The sequence below is a fragment of the Legionella sp. PATHC032 genome (assembly GCF_026191185.1).
Lineage (GTDB): Bacteria > Pseudomonadota > Gammaproteobacteria > Legionellales > Legionellaceae > Legionella.
In genome coordinates this window covers 3,273,746-3,292,752 of the sequence record NZ_JAPHOV010000001.1, presented here as the reverse complement: position 1 = coordinate 3,292,752, position 19,007 = coordinate 3,273,746, and the positions used below count along the sequence as shown (strand labels likewise).

Sequence of the window (19,007 nt, the reverse complement as noted above, 5' to 3'; positions counted from 1 at the left end):
TTAAAAAAGTTTTTAATTCGGTCATTTAGTTTATCTAAACTCCCTCATTAAAAACATTTTTGCCTTGACCTTGGGATTTTTCGTAAGTCCTGACAGATAATATCAACCTTGGTCATTGTGGTTGAATTTTACCCCATATTCTGGAGTTTACGCTATATAAATTTGTAAAATTAAGAGAGATGGATTTGATTAGATGAGTATTGCCGGGGTTTGCTGGCACTTGGCACTAACCTACGGTAAAATTAACAAGTTTTACCTGATGGGGTATACCTTGTGCAGTCAACAAGATTACTGAATTAATTTTATCCTAACATAGGTGATAGAAAGTGAGGCATAGCCCACGTAAACGTTTTGGTCAAAATTTCTTACAAGACAAATATATTATTAATGAGATTCTGCGAGCTATCAATCCTGTGGCGGATGATAATATGCTGGAAATTGGCCCTGGTCTAGGCGCTTTAACACAGCCATTACTGCAAAAACTGAATCAGTTAACAGCCATTGAAATCGATACGGATTTACAAACCTACTTAACCCACTTGCCAGTGTCTCAAGGTAAATTGAATTTAATTCCTGCTGATGCATTAACCGTTGATTTTTGTCAATTCGGTTCCCATTTAAGGGTAGTGGGTAATCTGCCTTATAATATCTCTACTCCTTTGCTGATCTATTTATTGAAATTTATAACTTGTATTGATGACATGCATTTTATGTTACAAAAAGAAGTTGTAGAGCGAATAGCAGCAGTCCACGGGACAAAAGCTTATGGGCGATTAAGCGTGATGTTGCAGTATCATTGTGAGGTAGAGTATTTGTTTGATGTTCCTCCAGAAGCTTTTGAGCCCAAACCCAAGGTAGACTCAGCAATAGTTCGATTAACACCTTATCGTGTTTCACCATTTGAGTCTGTAAGCACTGAGAAACTGGAAAATATTGTTGCTAAAGCATTTGCTATGAGGCGCAAAACTCTTACTAATAATTTGAAAGGGATCATCTCATTATCTCAACTCGATGATTTAGGAATTGATGGAGGCAAGAGGCCAGAACAAATTTCCGTTGCGGAATATGTTCAACTAGCGAAATTTATTTCCAATTAGTGTAAAATTATATGATAAGTTATTGTGGAGGTTGTCTTGTTTCATCGTCAGCGTAAAAGCTCTTTATCTGCTCATTCCAAGTCGTTAAAAGATTTAATTCGCATGGTGACCGCAGAGCAGTTTCTGAGTGAAGAGAAACGTCAGGTATTACTCCAGAAAATGAGAGCATTGAGTGGGTTGGAAGCCTCTCGCTATGAGAGTTTATGTTCTGTTCTTATCGAGAACCTGGTCAACTATTGTCAAAATTTGCCAGAAACTGCGAACAGTTATTATTCTCAGCCTGGTGGTATGGTCGATCATGCTTTAAATAGAACAGAAGCTGCATTGAGTCTGTTCAAGGAATTTACCGTTCAGGAACAGCCAGACTTGCTTTCCGAGGAACAGAAGCTTTGGCAATATGCGCTTTACTCTGCGGCAATTTTACAAGGCATTGGCAAATTATTTGATGAGTTTCGCATTAATTTGTTCGATAGCAATGGTCAATTGTTAAAACAATGGAACCCTCTATTAGAAAGCTTAATTCAAATTGGAAGTTATTATGATTACCAGTTTGAAAAAGAAGCGGATGTGGAGTTCCGCCGCCGGCTGAACCTGTTGCTGGCCAGAACTTTGATGCCGGCCAGTGGTTTTGCCTGGATTGCCTCCAATCCAGAAGTTTTGTCTGTTTGGTTAGCCTTGCTGAATGAAGATTATCGTTCTGCGGGTACTTTGGGCGCTATTTTAATTCGGGCCGATGCCATTGCGATACAGCGTTATTTTCTGGCGTTTATGGCACGAAGTGGAGCGAGGCGAAGCGGCCGTTATGGCAGAGCGGTGACCTTTACCGGTGGTGTACCGGAATCCATAACAGAAAAAGAGCAGGCAATAGGGGTAGAATTCATTCAATGGCTTATCAAATCATTGGATGACGGTCGAATTATGGTGAACAAGGCGCCATTATTTATGGTTCCCGGGGGCATGTTGATGTGCCCTGAAATGTTTCAATTGTTTGTCCGTGAGCATCCTGAATATAAAAATTGGCAAGCCATACAGAATGGATTTTTGTCATTAGGACTGCATAGCCGAGATGCGGGGGGCAATGTAACCAGTCGTTTTGAACAGGCCCATACTCAGCAAATGTATACCGGAGTCGTTTTTGCAGGATATGGGGTTGCTTTGCCCAATTCTGTCCAGGTGCATCATTTGAATACAGGCAAAATAGAACCCATGTCTGCACTCGAGTTAATTCATAAATCACAATACACCAGTCAGTTCACACAGCAACCAAGTGCTATTGCAATAACTCCTTTGCAACGATTGGCAGCGAATGGCCAATGGCAGAATATTGAGCAGGATCTGTCCCAATTGACGTTTGGAGCAAAACGCGGTGCCTGATTATGCAATAGGGGATGTACAGGGCTGTTATGATCCTTTACAACGTTTGCTTGAATTAATCGATTTTAATGAGAAGGAAGATTGTTTATGGTTTGTTGGGGACTTGGTAAACCGAGGCCCTGATTCATTGGCCGTATTACGGTTTATTTATTCCTTGCCTGTTAAACCCAAGGTGACTTTGGGTAATCATGATTTGCATTTATTAGGCTTATTATTCGGTGGGCAACCCTGGAAAGGGCATGATGATACGCTTGAAGAAGTTATGCTGGCTGATGATGGAGAGGAGCTTGGGCATTGGTTGCGAAAGCAATCTCTTCTTTGCATGTCATCTGAGCTAAACATAGTCATGTGTCATGCCGGTATAGCCCCTTTATGGGATTTGTCCAAGGCCGTAAGCCTGGCTAATGAACTGGAAGCGGTGCTTTCTGGGGATTCGTATAAGAAATTTTTAGCGCAGATGTATGGCAATAAGCCGGATATTTGGTCAGATGATTTGGCTGGGATCGATAGATTACGAGTCATTACCAATTATTTTACCCGGATGCGATTTTGTGATGCTCAAGGACGATTAGAGTTGGGTTATAAAGGGACACTGTCCAAAGCCCCCAATCATCTGTACCCCTGGTTTGCGGTGCCATGCCGGAAAAAAATTGAAATGGATATCGTTTTTGGTCATTGGGCTGCACTCATGGGGCGAAGCTCGGATCCACATATTCATGCGATAGATACCGGATGTCTTTGGGGAGGGCAATTAACGGCATTACGCCTGCAGGACAGGCAGCGTTTTTCGGTACCTGGGTATGGGGTTAGCCGTTTTGAATGACCTTAACAGAGATGCATTTTTATAAACACAGGCGATAACAAAGGTGAAATTTTTAAGTAAAAGCACAGCATTGTTACCGGTATTTATTTTATCGGGCCTGATTGGTTTTCATGCCGCAAGCGCCAAGACTTCTTCAAATACTGGCAATTCACTCTACTCCTGGACAGAAAATCCTTCCACTGAAGCACAGCGAGTGGAGCAGGCGGAGGAAAGGTTAAAGGCAGCCATTGCCAACCCGGAATACATGTTGAAAAATTGGATAGAGTTGCCTACCTCGCCTGCATCAAAAAAGAAAACAAGGCATCAATTGACGATACGAGAAGCCATTCTTTTAGCCTTGCGTTATAATCCTAATATCCAAAATGCGGAATTAGACCGCATTATTCAACGCTATCAATTGCGTTTAGCTAATAATGAGTTTGAATTGCAATATGCCCTTGGTGCTTCAGGCGTTGTGCAGAAAAGTACTTTTGAAGGGATAGGCAGCGCGACAAATCATTCATTCCTGGCCAGTCCTGAATTGGATTTGAAAACCAAATTAGGGACGAAAGCGTCCTTATCCATCGATAACAACGTTTCCACCAACAACAGCTATAATCCTGTGTTGAATTTATCCATTACCCAGCCCTTGCTGCGAGGATTTGGCAAGTCAGTGAATGAAGCAAAACTGTTGGATGCGATTGATAAAGAGTGGTTAAATAAATTAAGTTTGCAGCAATCGGTGATGGATCAGATTACCCAGGTCATTACGGCATACAGGGCATTGATTTTAAGTGGTAACAATTTAGAGAATCAGCGTTTGCAACTGGAGGAAGCGAGAAAATCCTATCAAATTAATGAAAAAAAGATTGCAGCAGGACAATTAGAACCTACTGGAAATATCCAGCAATCCTATCAGATAGAATCGTTGAGTTTGATGGTAGAACAAGGTGAAAATGATTTTAAACTGGCTTCTCAGGAATTATTGCAAATGATTGGGCTTGATCCGGATTTGCATATTTCAGTTCCCAGTGATGTGACGATAAAGGAAATTATAGTGCCTGACTTGCAAGAGTCCATTACCATCGCATTGAATCACAATACGCAGTATCTGGCACAGAAAATGGCATTGCGCGCTGATGAGCGGGCTTATACCGTTGCAAAAAATCAGCAACTTTGGCAGCTTGATTTGGCAGGCACTGTGCAAGGGGGAGCAGTCAATGATGTTACCGGAACCAGTACGGGTTTAAGCAGCATTTACAATGGTAATAATGTCACGGAATCAGCCCGGGTCACTTTGACCATTCCATTGAACGATATTGGCCGGCGCAGTCAATTAATTAATGCCAAAGTCCAGCTGGAAAAAGACAAAATTAATCTAATTGCAGCCAAAAGAGCTTTAATTACCAGTGTAACCAATACCATCAATAATATTCAGAGCTTGGCCAAGCGTTATGAGCTGGCACAAAAGCAAGTCAAATTGGCAGAGCAGTCTTATGCTCTGGAAAAGAAAAAACAACAGGCAGGAATATCCAGTGCCCTGGATGTCAACAATACTCAGAATCAATTGATTCAGGCACAGTCAGGATTGATAGGAGCAAAAATTGCGTATCTCAATCAGTTATCCGCGTTGCAAAGGATTTTAGGGACCACGCTGGATTACTGGCAGATTAAATTAAGGTATGGCGGATGAACAACTATCTGAAAATATTCTCAATAACATTCTTTATTTTAACTTTGGTTTCTTGTGGCAGCTCTGATAAGCCGCAAACCACGTCATTAAAAACGTATGAAGTGAAACCCCAGCCCTTACACAAAACCCTGCATTTTACCGGGACCGTGCAACCCTTGAGGGAAAGCAGCCTGACCAGTCCAATGGAAGCCGTTGTTGAAACGATGCATTTCCATTATGGTCAGATGGTTAAAAAGGGAGAGATTGTTTTAACTTTAAATTCCAATGAATTGCAAAAACAGTATAACGATACCTTAACTGATTACTTAAAGGCGAAAGACAGTTATTCCATTGCCAAGGCAAAATTTGTAGGAACAGAAGAGCTCTGGAATTCGGGATTAATCTCTAAAAACAATTATTTAAGTGAAAAATCAGGCTTGGATACGGCGCGCGTCACTTTAATGCAGGCCACCCGCAAGCTTTCTGAAATGCTGGAAAAAATGGATGATAAAAACACTCAGAATATATCCAATCTCAGCTTGGCTGATTTTGACAAGGTGAGGAAAATTCTTACGTCAAATCATAATTTGATTCATTTGAAGGCCCCCAGTGATGGGATCATGTTGTATCCTCCCAAATCAGGAGAGGATAAAAACAATCGAGTGACCGTAGGATCAACCATAAAGTCAGGGCAAGTCATCGCCTTGATAGGTGATTTGCATGGAATCAGTGTGGAAATTGATGTTCCAGAAATAGACATTGATAAAATTCGCCCTGGGATGGATGCCACAATTAGTGGCGTTGCATTTGGCCGGCATCAGTTGAAAGGTAAATTGGTTGCAGTCAATGCACAGGCATCGAACACCAGCACTGGAGGATTACCTTCCTTTACTGCAGTAGTAGAGGTTAATTCCTTAACTCCCGAGCAACAGTCATGGATTAAAGTCGGTATGAGTGCCTCTATAGAGTTGAATGTCGAATCGAATAATCAATTGTTAATCCCTATAGCGGCGGTTAAAAGGGAAAAAGGCAGTAGCGTTGTTCAGGTCCAATTAGCCAAGGGGAAAATTCAGAAACGGATGATTACTACCGGTGCTGCCCAGGCTGATTCTGTAGTGGTTGAAAGTGGTCTTAAATCAGGGGATGTCGTGGTTTATGATTGACAAACCTTTAATCCAACTTTCTGATTTGGTGAAAACTTATCATCTTGAAGGCATTAGTACCACGGTATTAAAAGAAGTGTCTTTGACCGTATACGAAGGTGATTTACTCGCTATTGTCGGCGCATCAGGTTCTGGCAAATCCACATTGATGAACATCATAGGTTTATTAGATAAACCGGATGCAGGAACTTACATTTTAAACAATAGAAATGTAGCCAGTTTAAGCGATGATGAGGCGGCTGAATTACGTAATCAAAACATTGGCTTTGTTTTTCAGCAATTTAATTTGCTTCCTCGCTTTACAGCGCTGCAAAATGTAGCTTTGCCTTTGACGTACCGAGGGGTCAATCCCGCTGTGATAAAAGAAAAAGTGGAGCAGGCACTGGAGAAAGTGGGAATGCGCCAATACATCCGTCACAGACCAACCCAATTATCTGGTGGTCAGCAACAGCGAGTCGCTATCGCCAGAGCGTTAGTGACTGATCCACAGGTTATCCTGGCCGATGAGCCGACCGGTGCGCTGGATTCAAGAACAGGTACTGAGGTAATGAATTTGTTTTTGGCCTTACATCAGGAAGGGCGGACTATTATCATGGTGACCCATGATGAACACGTGGCTGCGCAATGCAAACGCCAAATTACTCTAGCCGATGGAGCCATTATAGCGGAGTCTGGGCAATGAACTTTCTTAATCATTGTCAACAAGCGTTGGTTAATTTAACAGCCTCCAAACTCCGCTCACTTTTGGCTGTACTGGGAATACTGGTAGGGACTGCTGCTGTCGTTGCCCTGATTAGTTGTGGGCAATTGGCTACCGAGAAGGCGTTGGAGCAATTCAAGGCATTGGGTACCGATTTGTTGGCTGTTTCCGTTTATCAAAAGGTGCCCAGCAAATCCCATAGTGAATCCGACTCGTTAACGATAGGTCAATGGCAGCAGATAGCCGAACGTATTCCTTATGTATTAAAAATCGCGCCATACAGCACTGCTTACCAAACCCTAAGTTTTAATGGTAAAGTGATGCAAGGGGCGGTGATTGGCGCCGATGAAAGCCTTGCTGATATCATTCATGTGACCTTGGCGCAGGGGCATTTTGTTTCTTTTTTGGATTCTTTTGAGCATTTTTGTGTTATTGGCGATAGCCTGGCACAACAAATCAAGGAAATTACCCTGGATGATCCCATTGGCAAGCAATTACGTATAGGGCAATCCTTGTATACCATTATCGGTGTTGCCGAGCGTTGGAGAGAAAATGGCTTTTTTAACGAGGACATCAACCAGGCTGTCATTATTCCCCTGGCTGGAATGAGTCTGGTCAGCAAGGACGCCAAAATCAATAATGCGGTATTGCTTCTCAAGCCAGACAGCCCCATTGATGAAGTCATTAATGAAATAAAGGAAATGATTAATTCCCTGGCGCCAAAGCTCAGTGTTTTTCCGCGCAGCGCCAAGCAAATTATAGCCAGCATGGAAAATCAGGGCCGTATTTTTACCTTGCTGTTAGCGGTCATTGGTGGAATATCCTTGCTGGTTGGCGGCATCGGTGTCATGAATGTGATGCTGGTTTCGGTCAGCGAGCGCAAGAAAGAAATTGGGATTCGCAAAGCAGTGGGTGCGAAAAACAGAGAAATCCAGGCCCTGTTTTTGGTGGAGTCTGTCATGCTGTCTTTGCTAGGGGGTGTGCTCGGAGTTATTTTAGGATTGATTTTTACCAGAATAGTCGCTTATTTCAGTGACTGGACTTTTACTATCTACTTACTCCCCCCAATTGCCGGCTTTCTCGTTTCCGCCGCCACTGGAATATTTTTCGGATTTTATCCGGCCCGACGGGCCTCGAAACTGGAGCCGATGGTTTCTTTACGCAGTGAATAGTTTATTAGGGTCTGTTGACATTTCTACTATCTTGGCCGAAAAGCCTTGATTTTCTGTGCTCCGTTACTCACATACTTCTATGTATGCTCCGCTACGGTGCTCGAAAATCAAGGCTTTTCGACTCAAGCGAGCGAAATGTCAACAGACCCTAAAGTCCTACGATTCTTTTGTATAAAACAAGATACCCGCTCGCTCAATGTGTTCAAGCAAATCGGGATTGTCTATGGTGTGTTTCAGGGATATATCAACCTTCCAGGGTAACAGTAAATCATCAATTTTATTTTCAATAGCAAGTAATTCAGTGATCCCTAATAAGTTTCCGGTAAGGCAAAGATCAATGTCTGAGCCGTGATGATATGTTCCTTTGGCACGAGATCCGTAGAGAATCGCATTATCAATTTGAGGATACTCTTTAAAGACACATTTCAATGCTTCAATAGCATGGCTGGGCAAGCCATACAGATGGTTTAATTGCTCATTCATGCTTTTTCAGACCTTGCATTTTTTCCAGGAATGCCTGAAAAGAGGAGTGGTAGGAATTAATAATATTTTTGACAATTTCATCGGCAACGGATTGGTTGTAGGTATGAGAGGTTTGGTTACGACTTTTAATCATTTCCATCCAGATTTCACCTTCTTTAATTAATCCCTTGTTAAATGATTCGCGTGTTGCATCACGAGAACCAGTAATTGCAGAATTTCCCTGGAAAAAGAAATAATCTTTCATCACATTCCAAGCCAGCTCATGGGTAAATTCAAAGGCTTGGATTAAGCCCTGCTTTTCCAAGTCGGATAAAGGTCTTGTTTGCGCCAGGTTGACGGCAAGTGATAATTGTTGAAGTGCTCTTGCATAATTATTTAACCGTTGTTGCCAGCGAACATCGATATTGGTCATAACTTACTTACTCCAGATTTTGAGGTTGTACCGGTTAATTTAATGAAGCGACTTTATCAAATTATAAAAACTCATTTTATAATGAAAAACACGAGGTATTCCAGAAGCGTTTTTTTATCTAAATAGGTTTTTTGCACCGGATTTACAAGTACTTTAAGGCCATAACCTATACCCCTCTTGCATGATTCGCCTCTTTTTGAAAGGTTGCGAAGAAGAGAGGCGGGCTGAACTTGAGAATGCTGATAAAAGAAATCTGAACAAGAATTTGCTACGTATAATAAAGTCAAAATGGAAAGTGAATCTCAGTCCACAGATGCCGGTAAAAAAAGTGGGACCATAACAACACAAGGTGATATTCCAATCGAAATACCACCAGCAGCTTTTTCAATAACCGGGGACTTTTCCAATTCGTTTTGGTGCTATACCTAAATGTTACCCCATTTTACTCACATTTCTGCAATATACCAAAAGCGTTTTTGTACAATGCTAACAACAAATCACCACTATGATCTCCGGCTGCTTCATCGACAAAAGGTGAACTATTTAATGCAATAACTACTATTTTTTCATTACAAGGATGATAAATATAAAGGACTCTAAATCCCATTGTATCACCCTCATAATACCAATATTTGCCTAATTGCGGCTTATAGCCTTGAACAACACCTAAACCAAAACCATTAGGATCTTCTGAATCAACATGGGAGATTGGAGTACCCGTTTTCATCGAAATGAGTGATTTTAACTCCATTTGCTGTTTGGGCAGTAAAAAATCCGATAAAAATAAAGCTCTTATCCATTTAGCAACATCAGATGTCGTTGCAACCATGGCGCCAGCAGGCCCCGCCATTGATAAATTCTCATTAGTTGCCGTTTGACCATGCTTTAAGTTTTCCACTGTTCTACCATAATAGTAACTTTCCGGCATTTTTTCTAAAAAATGTAGGGTATAAGAATCAGTAATATAATAAGTCTCTTTTAATTGTAAGGGCTTTAAAATTTTTTCCTGTAATTGATTATGAAAGGAATCGTGAGTGACTTTTTCTATAATCATACCCAGAATTAAGTAGTTGGTATCAGAGTAATTATAACCTGAGGTGGGGTGTTTATATCCATATGCTAAATCTACCAGTTCTTTACTAGTCCACTGTTTTTTAGGATTATCAGTAATCGAATCTGCAAGCGTTGGAATTGTTGCATAACCTGGAATTGTACTTGTCATATTTAGTAATTGCTTTATAGTAATGTCTTTCCAACCATAATATTCTGGCAACCAATCTCCAATTGTTTGGTTGATGTTTAATTTCCCTTCCGCCTCAAGCTTTAAGATTAACGCGGCTGTAAATGATTTGGTTATACTGCCAATTTGAAAATATGCGTTGTTTGTAAGGCGTTTTTTCCTTTTATTATTCTCAAAACCATGAGCTGTTGATATTATTTCAGTTCCGCTTAAAAAAGTCGCGCCCACACCTGTAACTAGCTCTTCATTGTTATATTTCTCAATGTATTTATCGATTAATGAGTCAATTGATTTCAGTTTAAATGGCTCGCTCGCAAATAGGGGCATAGACAGAACTACTGCTCCCATTAAACTCCATGTGAATATATTTTTGATATGCATATTTAACTCCTGTGGATCAAATCCTCAGTAATACTATGAACACTAATTTCTTTTTATTCTAGTTTACTTACATACAAATACATCAGCCCCTGACTTATGATATTTAATCTCTGTAAGTTCAAGACGCTGGACCCCATACGGCCTCTTTGCCTTTTTGCAATACGGCATCCTAAAATCTATTTTGTTATCAATGGAGTTATCATGTTGACAAAAAATAGAATGGAAAAAGATGCGAAAAAATCCCATAACAATCTTTGCAGGCCAAGACTAGTTTATAGCTCCACTTTCTTCTAATGAGTGGGTTCTAATTATAGATTTCCATGAAAGATTACTTTCTGTACAATACTTATTGTTGGGTCTGACTTTCTGGTTCAAGCTTTGTCGTTGTATTGCAAGAGAATTACGAATAGACAGGCCAATTTTTAATAAATGAGCTATCTTTTAAGAATACCAGTATGATTTGAGCAAATTGTTTTTTATAACAATTAAAGAGAAAGAAACGCTGGGCGAAATACATGTTATCAAACAATAAATATAACTGAGGGGAAGAGCTATGAAAAAGTGGGGGCTCACTATCGTTGCATTGATGTTATTCAACCAGATGGCCTATGCCAGTCAAAGCTGGAATCAATGGGTTGCAGGAGTGAGGGAGGAAGCTTTACAACAAGGGATACCACCCAGTTTATTTGATGAAGCGTTTGCCGGCATTCATGAACCAAGTCGAAAAATAAAAGGATTTTTACGTTCACAACCTGAGCACAGGTTAACGTTCATGAAATATCGTAATACCAGAGCGGACAATTACCGAATTGTGATTGGGCGGAAAGAGTACAAGAAAAACAAGGAAATATTGGAAGAGATTGCCCAACAATACGGGGTTAATCCTTGTTTTATCGTGTCTTTTTGGGGTATGGAAACCAGTTACGGCTCCTACATGGGAAACTTCCCGGTCATCAACGCGCTGGCTACTTTAGCCTATGATTCAAACCGTAAAGACTTTTTCCGCAAGGAATTGTTTCTCGCTTTACACATCCTGAAAGGCGGGCATGTCAGCCTGGCTGATTTCAAGGGCGAATGGGCTGGCGCTTCTGGTCAACCTCAATTTTTACCATCCAGCTGGGTCAAATACGCTGTAGACTACGATGGGGATGGACGAAAAGACATATGGAAGAGCAAACCCGACGTTTTTGCCTCCATAGCGAATTACATGAAACAAAACGGCTGGCAAGCAGGTGAGCCTTGGGCTATTCAAGTGAAGCTTCCTGCTAAGTTTGATATGAAACTGGAAGGGAAAGGGATAGTTAAACCAGTCAGCGAATGGAATGCATTAGGTGTCCGCACTGAAAGCGGCGAACCATTGCCCTATCAAAATTTGCAGGCCAGTATTGTCCAGCCTTATGGTGGCCCGACCTTCCTGGCGTTTCCTAACTACAAGATGATACTGCGTTATAATAACTCCATTTATTATGCCGGAGCGATTGGCTATATGGCAGATAAAATTTGCCAGGGTCAATGATTCACCGCAATTATTTGCTGGAGACATAGATATCTACTGATGAACTCCACTGGGCCAGGCGTTCAGTGGAGTTAACCTACGCCAAGCTTTTAAGCTTTATAAATCATAGGTAACGTGAGTTATGGATAAAATCAGTTGTTATCTGGAACCGCTCGGGCTGAGGAGGCATTTATGCCGTCTCGAAGCCTAGTATCGGATTTTATGTTTCATGCCAAGGCTTCGAGACGATGCTTAGGCATCTCCTCAGCCCGAACGTACCCTGGGTATCGACGGGCTGTTATATCCTCTTTATCCATAACTCACGTTAGGTATTAAAATGAAGCAAAAATCCTTTCAGTGGTCAGTGGTTGGCGCGGGGCCTGCCGGAATTGCTGCAGTAGGCAAGCTGTTGGACTATGGCATAGCGGCTTCTGAAATATTGTGGATTGATCCTCATTTTAAAGTGGGCGATTTTGGTCAGCTTTGGCGACACGTTTCCAGTAATACTACAGTCAAGCTCTTCTCAAGCTTTCTGCATGCCGCAAATTCATTCTCCTATAAAAAAGCATCCGCCCAATTTCGTTTAAACAACCTGGATCCGGATAATACCTGCCTGTTGAGTGACGTTGCGGAGCCTTTGCAATGGGTTACCACCGTTCTGCTGAATCAGGTTGTTGCAGAAGAGGCTGTCATCCACAGCATGTTTCTCTCAGGAGGTTGTTGGACTTTATGTTCTGATACACAACAATATCAGGCTAAGAATGTTATTTTAGCAACAGGGGCTGTCCCATCCAGCCTCAATTACCCCGGCGTTAATGTGGTACCGTTTGAAATTGCAATCGATAAGCAGCGCCTTGCCGGTTTTGTAGATACGAATGAGACTTACGGGGTTTTTGGCTCTTCTCATTCAGCCATTATGATTTTACGCGCTCTTATCGAATTAGGGGTAAAGAAAGTGATCAACTTTTATCGTTCCCCTTGTCGTTATGCCATCAATATGGGCAACTGGATTTTATTCGACAACACAGGCCTGAAAGGTGAAACGGCCGCATGGGCGAGGAAACACATCGACGGTGTTTTGCCTGCCAATCTTGTCCGCTACTACCCAAGCGAATTAAATATTGCGCGCCATCTTCCAGAATGCGACAAAGTGATTTACGCCGTTGGTTTTGAAAGACGTAAAAACATGATCATTGATAATTATGAACACGTTACTCCCAATCCTCATGTGGGCATTATAGGGCCCGGCTTATTTGGCTTAGGCATAGCCTATCCTGAACTCAGTGTCGATCCGTTTGGGACAGTTGAGCATCAGGTGGGATTATGGAAGTTCATGGTGTATTTGTGTAAAGTGCTGCCTGTCTGGTTTAAATACCCTGCCTAGAGTTGTGAGATGATAATTCATCATGCGCCCACTCTTCATCGGTTAGGTTTCTACAGACTCGCAAGGCTTTGTTGTATTTGCATTGAACATGGAACATCAAGGATAAAAAATGATAAAGATAGTCATTTACTTAGGACTGTTTTTAAGCAGCAACTTACTCATTGCGAAACCATTGTCGCAATTGGACTCTACTAACCTGGTCCCTTGTTTTAACATGGAGCAAGCAGAGCGCATTGGAAAACAAATCAATAAGCTTTTACAGCATGAGTTTTGCGAGGAAAACATCAATCCCCAAAAATTTGCTTCTATTAGTCACAATATCCTGCCCCAAATTATGACAGAAACATTTTTAGGAGTAAGCCCGCCCGAAAACTGGCAGCAATTAAGCGACGATATTATAAAAAACTGCATCGAAAACAAGAATCTATGTAAAAAAGAAGTACAAAAGGAATTGGAAGAATGCATCAAACCGAGAATTCCTTTGATTCTGATTCAATTTGGCCCCTGGCTTGCTCAAAATTGTGCACAATTGAATAAGTCTTTCATTGAACAATGGCCAAATAAACAGGCCATTCTCAAAAAGATAATTCATGAAAACAAAAGTGTTGATTAGTCGCGATAGGCTATTCGTGGCTACCTTAAAGCTCTGTGAGCGATTATAGAGAATTGAAGGAGTCCTGAATGAACTCCATGTTTCTTGTTCTATTTTTGCTAATAAACGCGCTCTTATTTGAACAAGCAGAGAGTGTCCAAGTTGCCTCAAATAAAATGCACCTAAGAAGAAAAGTGGTAAGGGTCAATTTTTATAGGGAAGTTATCAATGGAGATTTACTTAAAAAATTTGTCGAAGCGTTATAAGCTTGCAAAAGGAGGAGAGAAAGGCTTGATTCCAAGAGTTATGCCTTGAACTACTGAAACGAATTTGATTTTTTAGTGATAAGTCTTCTGGTAGATATGTATCTTTGTAAGCGTTGAGTTAAAGAATATTAATTTTTCAGAACTGTTAACGGATAAATTTTTAGAATCAAAAGTAATGTTGTCTTATTAAGCTAATAAAGATTTTGGTGGTTAGGCTGGTAAATGGTTATGACAAAAGAATAAAAGTTTCTCTTTACTTAATTGATAAGTTGAAATTGAATTTTAAATGAATATTATATCAAACGGTCTTTTCATCAAAATCTCATCTGGCCTTTCTTTGTTGGTTTTGCCTTCCAAAAGAAGGGTGCTAGGACAAGCTGGAAAAGTTCATAAAAATAAGTTTCATCTTATTTATTTTGGCACCAAACTAAAATATCAGTGAAAAGTAGTATCTACTCTAGAATTGTTGTAATATTGCCTACTTGATCAAATAAAGATCATCTAATGAGAATTAGTTTATATTAAAAGCTTAATAAATATATCAATAAATAATTATTAGGAAAAATGCTGGAAGAATTTGTAGTTAAGAGAGTCAGCAATGAAAATTGAACTAATATCTAAAAGAATGAAAACATAGGGTTTACCAATTTGGTTTTTTCTTTGTTAACTGCAATGAATTACTATGCAAAAAAGATTAAAGTCCCAACAATTTATTTTCTGACAAATAGTTTGATAATTTCACCATTCTGACCCATGATTCATAAGAAAATGGATTTCTACAACTAAATTGCCAGGATTTTTAATGGAAATTTTAACAGATTTAAAAGCAATTTTACATTCAAAACGCGCCAATATTTATTACTTAGAAAAATGCCGAATTATGCAAAAGGATGGGCGCATACTTTATCTTACAGAAGAAAAAGACGAAAACCAATATTGGAATATTCCAATTGCTAATACAACATGCTTATTACTAGGGACGGGAACATCTATTACTCAAGCTGCTATGCGTATGTTGGCTCAAGCAGGAGTAGTCGTCGGTTTTTGTGGAGGAGGAGGAACACCTTTGCTAATGGCTACCGAAATAGAGTGGCTTACTCCTCAAAGTGAATATCGCCCTACGGAATATATGCAGGGGTGGATGAAATTCTGGTTTGATGAGAAAAAGCGCTTACAGGCCGCAAAACAATTTCAATTATCCCGCATTGAGTATTTGAAAACTCAATGGAAAAAAAGCCGCGATCTTGCTGCAGAAGGATTTAATTACAATGACTTGCAAGAAAAATTATTAATTTGTGAAACTAAAATCATAAGCGCATGTGATGTTAACAAACTTATGCAATGTGAAGCGGAGTTAACAAAACAACTTTACATTTACGCTGCAAGTAGAACTAACTATGGCAAATTTAGCCGTCAAAGAGAAGCAGTGGATAAGGCCAACATATTTTTAAACCATGGTAACTATCTTGCTTATGGGTTAGGCGCAACAACACTTTGGTCGCTAGGTATTCCTCATGGCTTTGCTGTTATGCATGGTAAAACGAGACGGGGAGCATTGGTGTTTGATGTGGCTGATTTGATCAAAGATGCCATAATTTTACCATGGGCTTTTATCTGTGCTAAAGAAAATGCTAGTGAGCAAGAGTTTCGCCAGCAGTGTTTGCAGGCTTTTGTAGATCATAATTCTCTGGATTTTATGTTTAATCAAGTGAAATCAGTGGCTTTAAAAACAGACTGGGAATTAGAAAATATTGGAGAAAACACTCTATGATGGTTGTCTTCATTTCTCAATGTGAAAAGAAAGCGCTTGCTAGAACTCGTCGTGTTTTGGATGCTTTTGCAGATCGCATCGGTGATAAAACTTGGCGGACAGTAATAACCCAAGAAGGATTGTTGGCAGTTAAGAAGCTGCTGAGTAAAACTGCCAGTAAAAACACAGCAGTTTGTTGTCATTGGATTAGAACAAGATCGAAAACCGAGCTGGTTTGGGTGGTTGGTCGGAGACAAGCTTTTAACCATCTTGGTGTTGTACCTGTTAATTTTACATCAAAGGAAGTCATAATGGATAAATTGCCCATTGAAACTGGTCATTTAATTGCTAACACTAAAGCACAGTCTCTAAGCCATCACCTTTTTTCGGTAGGTTATGTTGCTTACTATTTGCTGGAAAAAATGGGTGTCGATGATAACAAATTAAGACAATCCGCTTTTATATCTGGAATATTGCATGATATTGGAAAAATAGATCCAGCGTTTCAGAGTTGGGTTTGTAAAAAAAACAATAAACTTTCAGAAAATATAGTCCCTGAGGATGGGGTACATATTGATGCGCCTAAGAGATTCTCCTTCGAAAGTTATCCAAGACATCACGAGCTTTCATGGTTACTAAGTGAGGCATTGCTTGTTGAATCACAAAGTCTTTCGAAACATCAGCGAATCTATATTGCTCATGGAATTTACTGGCACCATACTAAGCCTTTTAGAAAGGATGATAAATTTATTGATGCAGAAAAGATATTCACCATTTTTAATGCATCATTAGGTAGTATGAATATTAACGATATTTACTTTCAAGCTAAGGTAGTTTTGAAAGATGTTTCCATATTTGCAAGTAAATTTAATATCCCAAGTTTAATGCCAGATTTTGCAAAAACCTTTGTATTAACAGATAATAGCCTGCCAAAATTCAAAAAATATGACAACATATTAGATGATTTAGAAAGATATAAAAATGATATAAGACATAACGCTCTAAATAATCTAATTCGCTCAGCAGTTATTAGCGCTGATCGTTTGGTATCATCATGCTCTGCGGAGGATCTTGAAGAGTATCTTGCTGAAGGCTCATTAAAGGAGTTAGTGGATAATCTCATGCAAGAAGATAGTCAATTGCTTAATGGAATCCGTAGTTGTCTCGAAGGTTTTGAGAAGCGTTTCCCTGCAAGTGATCAAAATCGTGTGCAAAGTGAAGTAGCTAAAAAGTTATCTAATTTACAAAAAATTGCCAAAATTAATGAGCTTCCTAACATTAGTGTCCTTGAGGGGCCTGCTGGATGTGGTAAAACAAAAATATCTCTGGAATGGGCATTACTCACAGAAGCAAAAAAAATTATATGGATTTGCCCTCGAGTACAGGTTTGTCTTGGTTTACTGAATGACTTAACAGCATCAGATTATCTTCCGGATTGCCAGATTGAAATCTTTACTGGTGAATATAAGAAAATATTAAGTAGTGGTATGACTTTTGATGATGCACCTGAAACTAATGAAGAAGCTTATTTTTCTGGAGATATTGTTATAACCACGATTGATCAGGTTGTGAATACTGTTATTACACATCATAAAGTTGTGGCGTTAATTGATTTAATGCAGGCACATGTAGTGTTTGATGAATTTCATGAACTTATTCATATGCCTGCCTTTAATCTTCTTTTTGGTGAGTTGCTTGAGGTCAAGAAAAAAAGGGGCTCGCAAGCGAATACCCTATTGGTCTCTGCTACACCACATTACTTTTTTCTGAAAGAATTTCTTGATATTCCTGGCGAAGATATTGTAGCCATCGATAGCTTTAATAGCTCGCGCTATCTAATTGAATTTAAAACTTATAATGAAAAAGAGGCGTTAAGTCCTCTTATCACTGAATATCAACAAAGTAATACTTTTATTATTAGCAATACAGCTCAAGATGCACAGATTGGTTATCTAAAACACTACACCACAGAAAACAGTGTTTTACTGCATTCGAAATATACCAAGCAGGATAAGGCATACTGGTTTAATCAGGTATTTGAAAGTTTTAAACGTAATGGTAACCAACGCTTTGATGTGCTTAGAAGTGGTCCTATTATTCAGGCATCTCTAAATATCAGTTGTGATCGTATGTTGACGGAATTGACTTGTGCAGAAAACTGGCTACAGCGGCTAGGGCGCTTAGATCGCTTTGGTGTTAATTCAGAAGCTAATCACTATATTACTGTATTACCTGAAAGTATTGATAAGGAGGGCAAACAAACGAGCCATTGCGCTAGATTTTTAAACCAACTTTGCATTTGGCAAAGCACTAAAGCTTGGCTTAAGTTTTTAAAAGATAAATTGAAAGATAATAGTGAAGTAAGTATCAATCAACTATATAAATATTATAGGGAATTTTATTCAACCCCAGCATCACAGAAAGCTGTCAAAGAGGACTTCCTAAAGGCTCTTAAAAAAAGTGTAGATTTAATCAATGAAAAAGTTATTGACCCTATCTCTATTCCACAAAAAACGAAAAGGACTGATGAAGTAATTAAAATATCTGCTAACTCACTTAGAAGCGATAATCGCTTTGTACAAATGGCTATTTGCAGGGTGACAGAAACACTACACTATGAATTTACCAATGATTATGCCTATAGAGAGGAATTTGATTCCACATTGTTACAAACACACCTGACTGCGTCAGTTGAAAGTATGAGAGGTTATGGTGAGGATAATAATAATCTTGTTCAGTATATGCGAAAAAAACACCATAATATTAAATACAGCACTGGCTACAAGCAGGCACGCAATGAATGGGATTTAATTAAAGAGGCTCGTTCTCCAGAGACACCAATTTATCTTAGTTATACTCCAAAGGATCTAGATCATATCGGTGGAATGAATGCAGCACACCCACAAGCTATCTATTACGTAATCAGTGATAAACAGCCTGTAGGAGCCATGTCGATTGACAAACTCAAACAACATTTTCAAAAAACCGAAACTTAAGACCAACTCAATCCAAAAGAGGAAACCT

Annotated in this window: 16 protein-coding genes; 13 read left to right on the top strand and 3 right to left on the bottom strand. The window is 39.7% G+C overall.

Annotated elements, in window-relative coordinates; translation table 11 throughout:
* Nucleotides 1-326: 326 nt before the first annotated feature.
* From rsmA to OQJ02_RS14635, 7 genes are read left to right on the top strand one after another with little or no spacing between them, the layout of a single operon-like run.
* The gene (gene rsmA / locus OQJ02_RS14665; RefSeq protein ID WP_265719710.1) at nucleotides 327-1,097 is read left to right on the top strand and encodes a 16S rRNA (adenine(1518)-N(6)/adenine(1519)-N(6))-dimethyltransferase RsmA; all 771 of its coding nucleotides are present in this window, start codon (nucleotides 327-329) and stop codon (nucleotides 1,095-1,097) included.
* A 36-nt stretch (nucleotides 1,098-1,133) separates the two neighbouring features.
* A complete protein-coding gene (locus tag OQJ02_RS14660) occupies nucleotides 1,134-2,471 on the top strand; it encodes a conjugal transfer nickase/helicase domain-containing protein (protein ID WP_265719709.1) in 1,338 nt (445 codons plus the stop codon).
* Complete coding sequence (locus OQJ02_RS14655; RefSeq protein WP_265719708.1) at nucleotides 2,464-3,294, top strand: symmetrical bis(5'-nucleosyl)-tetraphosphatase; 831 nt, start codon at nucleotides 2,464-2,466, stop codon at nucleotides 3,292-3,294. The genes OQJ02_RS14660 and OQJ02_RS14655 overlap by 8 nt, the downstream gene beginning before the upstream one ends.
* A 43-nt stretch (nucleotides 3,295-3,337) precedes the next feature.
* On the top strand, nucleotides 3,338-4,966 hold the full coding sequence (locus OQJ02_RS14650; RefSeq protein WP_265719707.1) for a TolC family protein: 1,629 nt from the start codon (nucleotides 3,338-3,340) through the stop codon (nucleotides 4,964-4,966).
* A complete protein-coding gene (locus OQJ02_RS14645; protein WP_265719706.1) occupies nucleotides 4,963-6,108 on the top strand; it encodes an efflux RND transporter periplasmic adaptor subunit in 1,146 nt (381 codons plus the stop codon). Before OQJ02_RS14650 ends, OQJ02_RS14645 begins: the two co-directional genes overlap by 4 nt.
* Nucleotides 6,101-6,790: an ABC transporter ATP-binding protein gene (locus OQJ02_RS14640; protein WP_265719705.1), complete on the top strand. Its 690-nt coding sequence runs from the start codon at nucleotides 6,101-6,103 to the stop codon at nucleotides 6,788-6,790. The genes OQJ02_RS14645 and OQJ02_RS14640 overlap by 8 nt, the downstream gene beginning before the upstream one ends.
* Nucleotides 6,787-7,980, top strand: a complete 1,194-nt coding sequence (locus OQJ02_RS14635; protein ID WP_265719704.1) for an ABC transporter permease — start codon at nucleotides 6,787-6,789, stop codon at nucleotides 7,978-7,980. Before OQJ02_RS14640 ends, OQJ02_RS14635 begins: the two co-directional genes overlap by 4 nt.
* A gap of 156 nt (nucleotides 7,981-8,136) precedes the next feature.
* On the opposite strand, the gene OQJ02_RS14630 is transcribed toward OQJ02_RS14635, so the two are convergent.
* The 3 genes from OQJ02_RS14630 to OQJ02_RS14620 all read right to left on the bottom strand — a co-directional run bounded on the left by OQJ02_RS14630 (nucleotide 8,137) and on the right by OQJ02_RS14620 (nucleotide 10,496).
* On the bottom strand, nucleotides 8,137-8,463 hold the full coding sequence (locus OQJ02_RS14630; protein ID WP_265719703.1) for a nucleotidyltransferase family protein: 327 nt from the start codon (nucleotides 8,461-8,463) through the stop codon (nucleotides 8,137-8,139).
* Nucleotides 8,456-8,875 (bottom strand): nucleotidyltransferase substrate binding protein, encoded by a 420-nt coding sequence (locus OQJ02_RS14625; RefSeq protein ID WP_265719702.1) that lies wholly within the window; start codon nucleotides 8,873-8,875, stop codon nucleotides 8,456-8,458. Before OQJ02_RS14625 ends, OQJ02_RS14630 begins: the two co-directional genes overlap by 8 nt.
* Nucleotides 8,876-9,317: 442 nt before the next feature.
* On the bottom strand, nucleotides 9,318-10,496 hold the full coding sequence (locus OQJ02_RS14620) for a serine hydrolase domain-containing protein (RefSeq protein WP_265719701.1): 1,179 nt from the start codon (nucleotides 10,494-10,496) through the stop codon (nucleotides 9,318-9,320).
* 553 nt (nucleotides 10,497-11,049) lie between these two features.
* On the opposite strand from OQJ02_RS14620, the gene OQJ02_RS14615 reads away from it, so the two are divergent.
* From OQJ02_RS14615 to cas3, 6 genes are all read left to right on the top strand, one after another.
* Nucleotides 11,050-12,012: a lytic murein transglycosylase gene (locus OQJ02_RS14615; RefSeq protein ID WP_265719700.1), complete on the top strand. Its 963-nt coding sequence runs from the start codon at nucleotides 11,050-11,052 to the stop codon at nucleotides 12,010-12,012.
* A 316-nt stretch (nucleotides 12,013-12,328) separates the two neighbouring features.
* Nucleotides 12,329-13,375: an FAD-dependent oxidoreductase gene (locus OQJ02_RS14610; protein WP_265719699.1), complete on the top strand. Its 1,047-nt coding sequence runs from the start codon at nucleotides 12,329-12,331 to the stop codon at nucleotides 13,373-13,375.
* Nucleotides 13,376-13,484: 109 nt separating this feature from the next.
* Nucleotides 13,485-13,988 (top strand): hypothetical protein, encoded by a 504-nt coding sequence (locus OQJ02_RS14605; protein ID WP_265719698.1) that lies wholly within the window; start codon nucleotides 13,485-13,487, stop codon nucleotides 13,986-13,988.
* A 68-nt stretch (nucleotides 13,989-14,056) separates the two neighbouring features.
* On the top strand, nucleotides 14,057-14,233 hold the full coding sequence (locus OQJ02_RS14600) for a hypothetical protein (RefSeq protein ID WP_265719697.1): 177 nt from the start codon (nucleotides 14,057-14,059) through the stop codon (nucleotides 14,231-14,233).
* An 802-nt stretch (nucleotides 14,234-15,035) separates the two neighbouring features.
* Nucleotides 15,036-16,004 carry a type I-F CRISPR-associated endonuclease Cas1f gene (gene cas1f, locus OQJ02_RS14595; RefSeq protein WP_265719696.1) on the top strand — a complete coding sequence of 323 codons (969 nt, stop codon included), beginning with the start codon at nucleotides 15,036-15,038 and terminating at the stop codon, nucleotides 16,002-16,004.
* A complete protein-coding gene (gene cas3, locus OQJ02_RS14590; protein WP_265719695.1) occupies nucleotides 16,004-18,979 on the top strand; it encodes a CRISPR-associated helicase Cas3' in 2,976 nt (991 codons plus the stop codon). The genes cas1f and cas3 overlap by 1 nt, the downstream gene beginning before the upstream one ends.
* Nucleotides 18,980-19,007: the final 28 nt, after the last annotated feature.

Excerpts from the sequence above, each read along its gene's own strand:
- OQJ02_RS14645 (WP_265719706.1), top strand. The coding sequence starts at position 4,963 with ATGAACAACTATCTGAAAATATTCTCAATAACATTCTTTATTTTAACT.
- OQJ02_RS14640 (WP_265719705.1), top strand. The coding sequence starts at position 6,101 with ATGATTGACAAACCTTTAATCCAACTTTCTGATTTGGTGAAAACTTAT.
- OQJ02_RS14635 (WP_265719704.1), top strand. The coding sequence starts at position 6,787 with ATGAACTTTCTTAATCATTGTCAACAAGCGTTGGTTAATTTAACAGCC.
- OQJ02_RS14630 (WP_265719703.1), bottom strand. The coding sequence starts at position 8,463 with ATGAATGAGCAATTAAACCATCTGTATGGCTTGCCCAGCCATGCTATT.
- OQJ02_RS14625 (WP_265719702.1), bottom strand. The coding sequence starts at position 8,875 with ATGACCAATATCGATGTTCGCTGGCAACAACGGTTAAATAATTATGCA.
- OQJ02_RS14620 (WP_265719701.1), bottom strand. The coding sequence starts at position 10,496 with ATGCATATCAAAAATATATTCACATGGAGTTTAATGGGAGCAGTAGTT.
- OQJ02_RS14615 (WP_265719700.1), top strand. The coding sequence starts at position 11,050 with ATGAAAAAGTGGGGGCTCACTATCGTTGCATTGATGTTATTCAACCAG.
- OQJ02_RS14610 (WP_265719699.1), top strand. The coding sequence starts at position 12,329 with ATGAAGCAAAAATCCTTTCAGTGGTCAGTGGTTGGCGCGGGGCCTGCC.
- OQJ02_RS14605 (WP_265719698.1), top strand. The coding sequence starts at position 13,485 with ATGATAAAGATAGTCATTTACTTAGGACTGTTTTTAAGCAGCAACTTA.
- OQJ02_RS14600 (WP_265719697.1), top strand. The coding sequence starts at position 14,057 with ATGAACTCCATGTTTCTTGTTCTATTTTTGCTAATAAACGCGCTCTTA.
- cas1f (WP_265719696.1), top strand. The coding sequence starts at position 15,036 with ATGGAAATTTTAACAGATTTAAAAGCAATTTTACATTCAAAACGCGCC.
- cas3 (WP_265719695.1), top strand. The coding sequence starts at position 16,004 with ATGGTTGTCTTCATTTCTCAATGTGAAAAGAAAGCGCTTGCTAGAACT.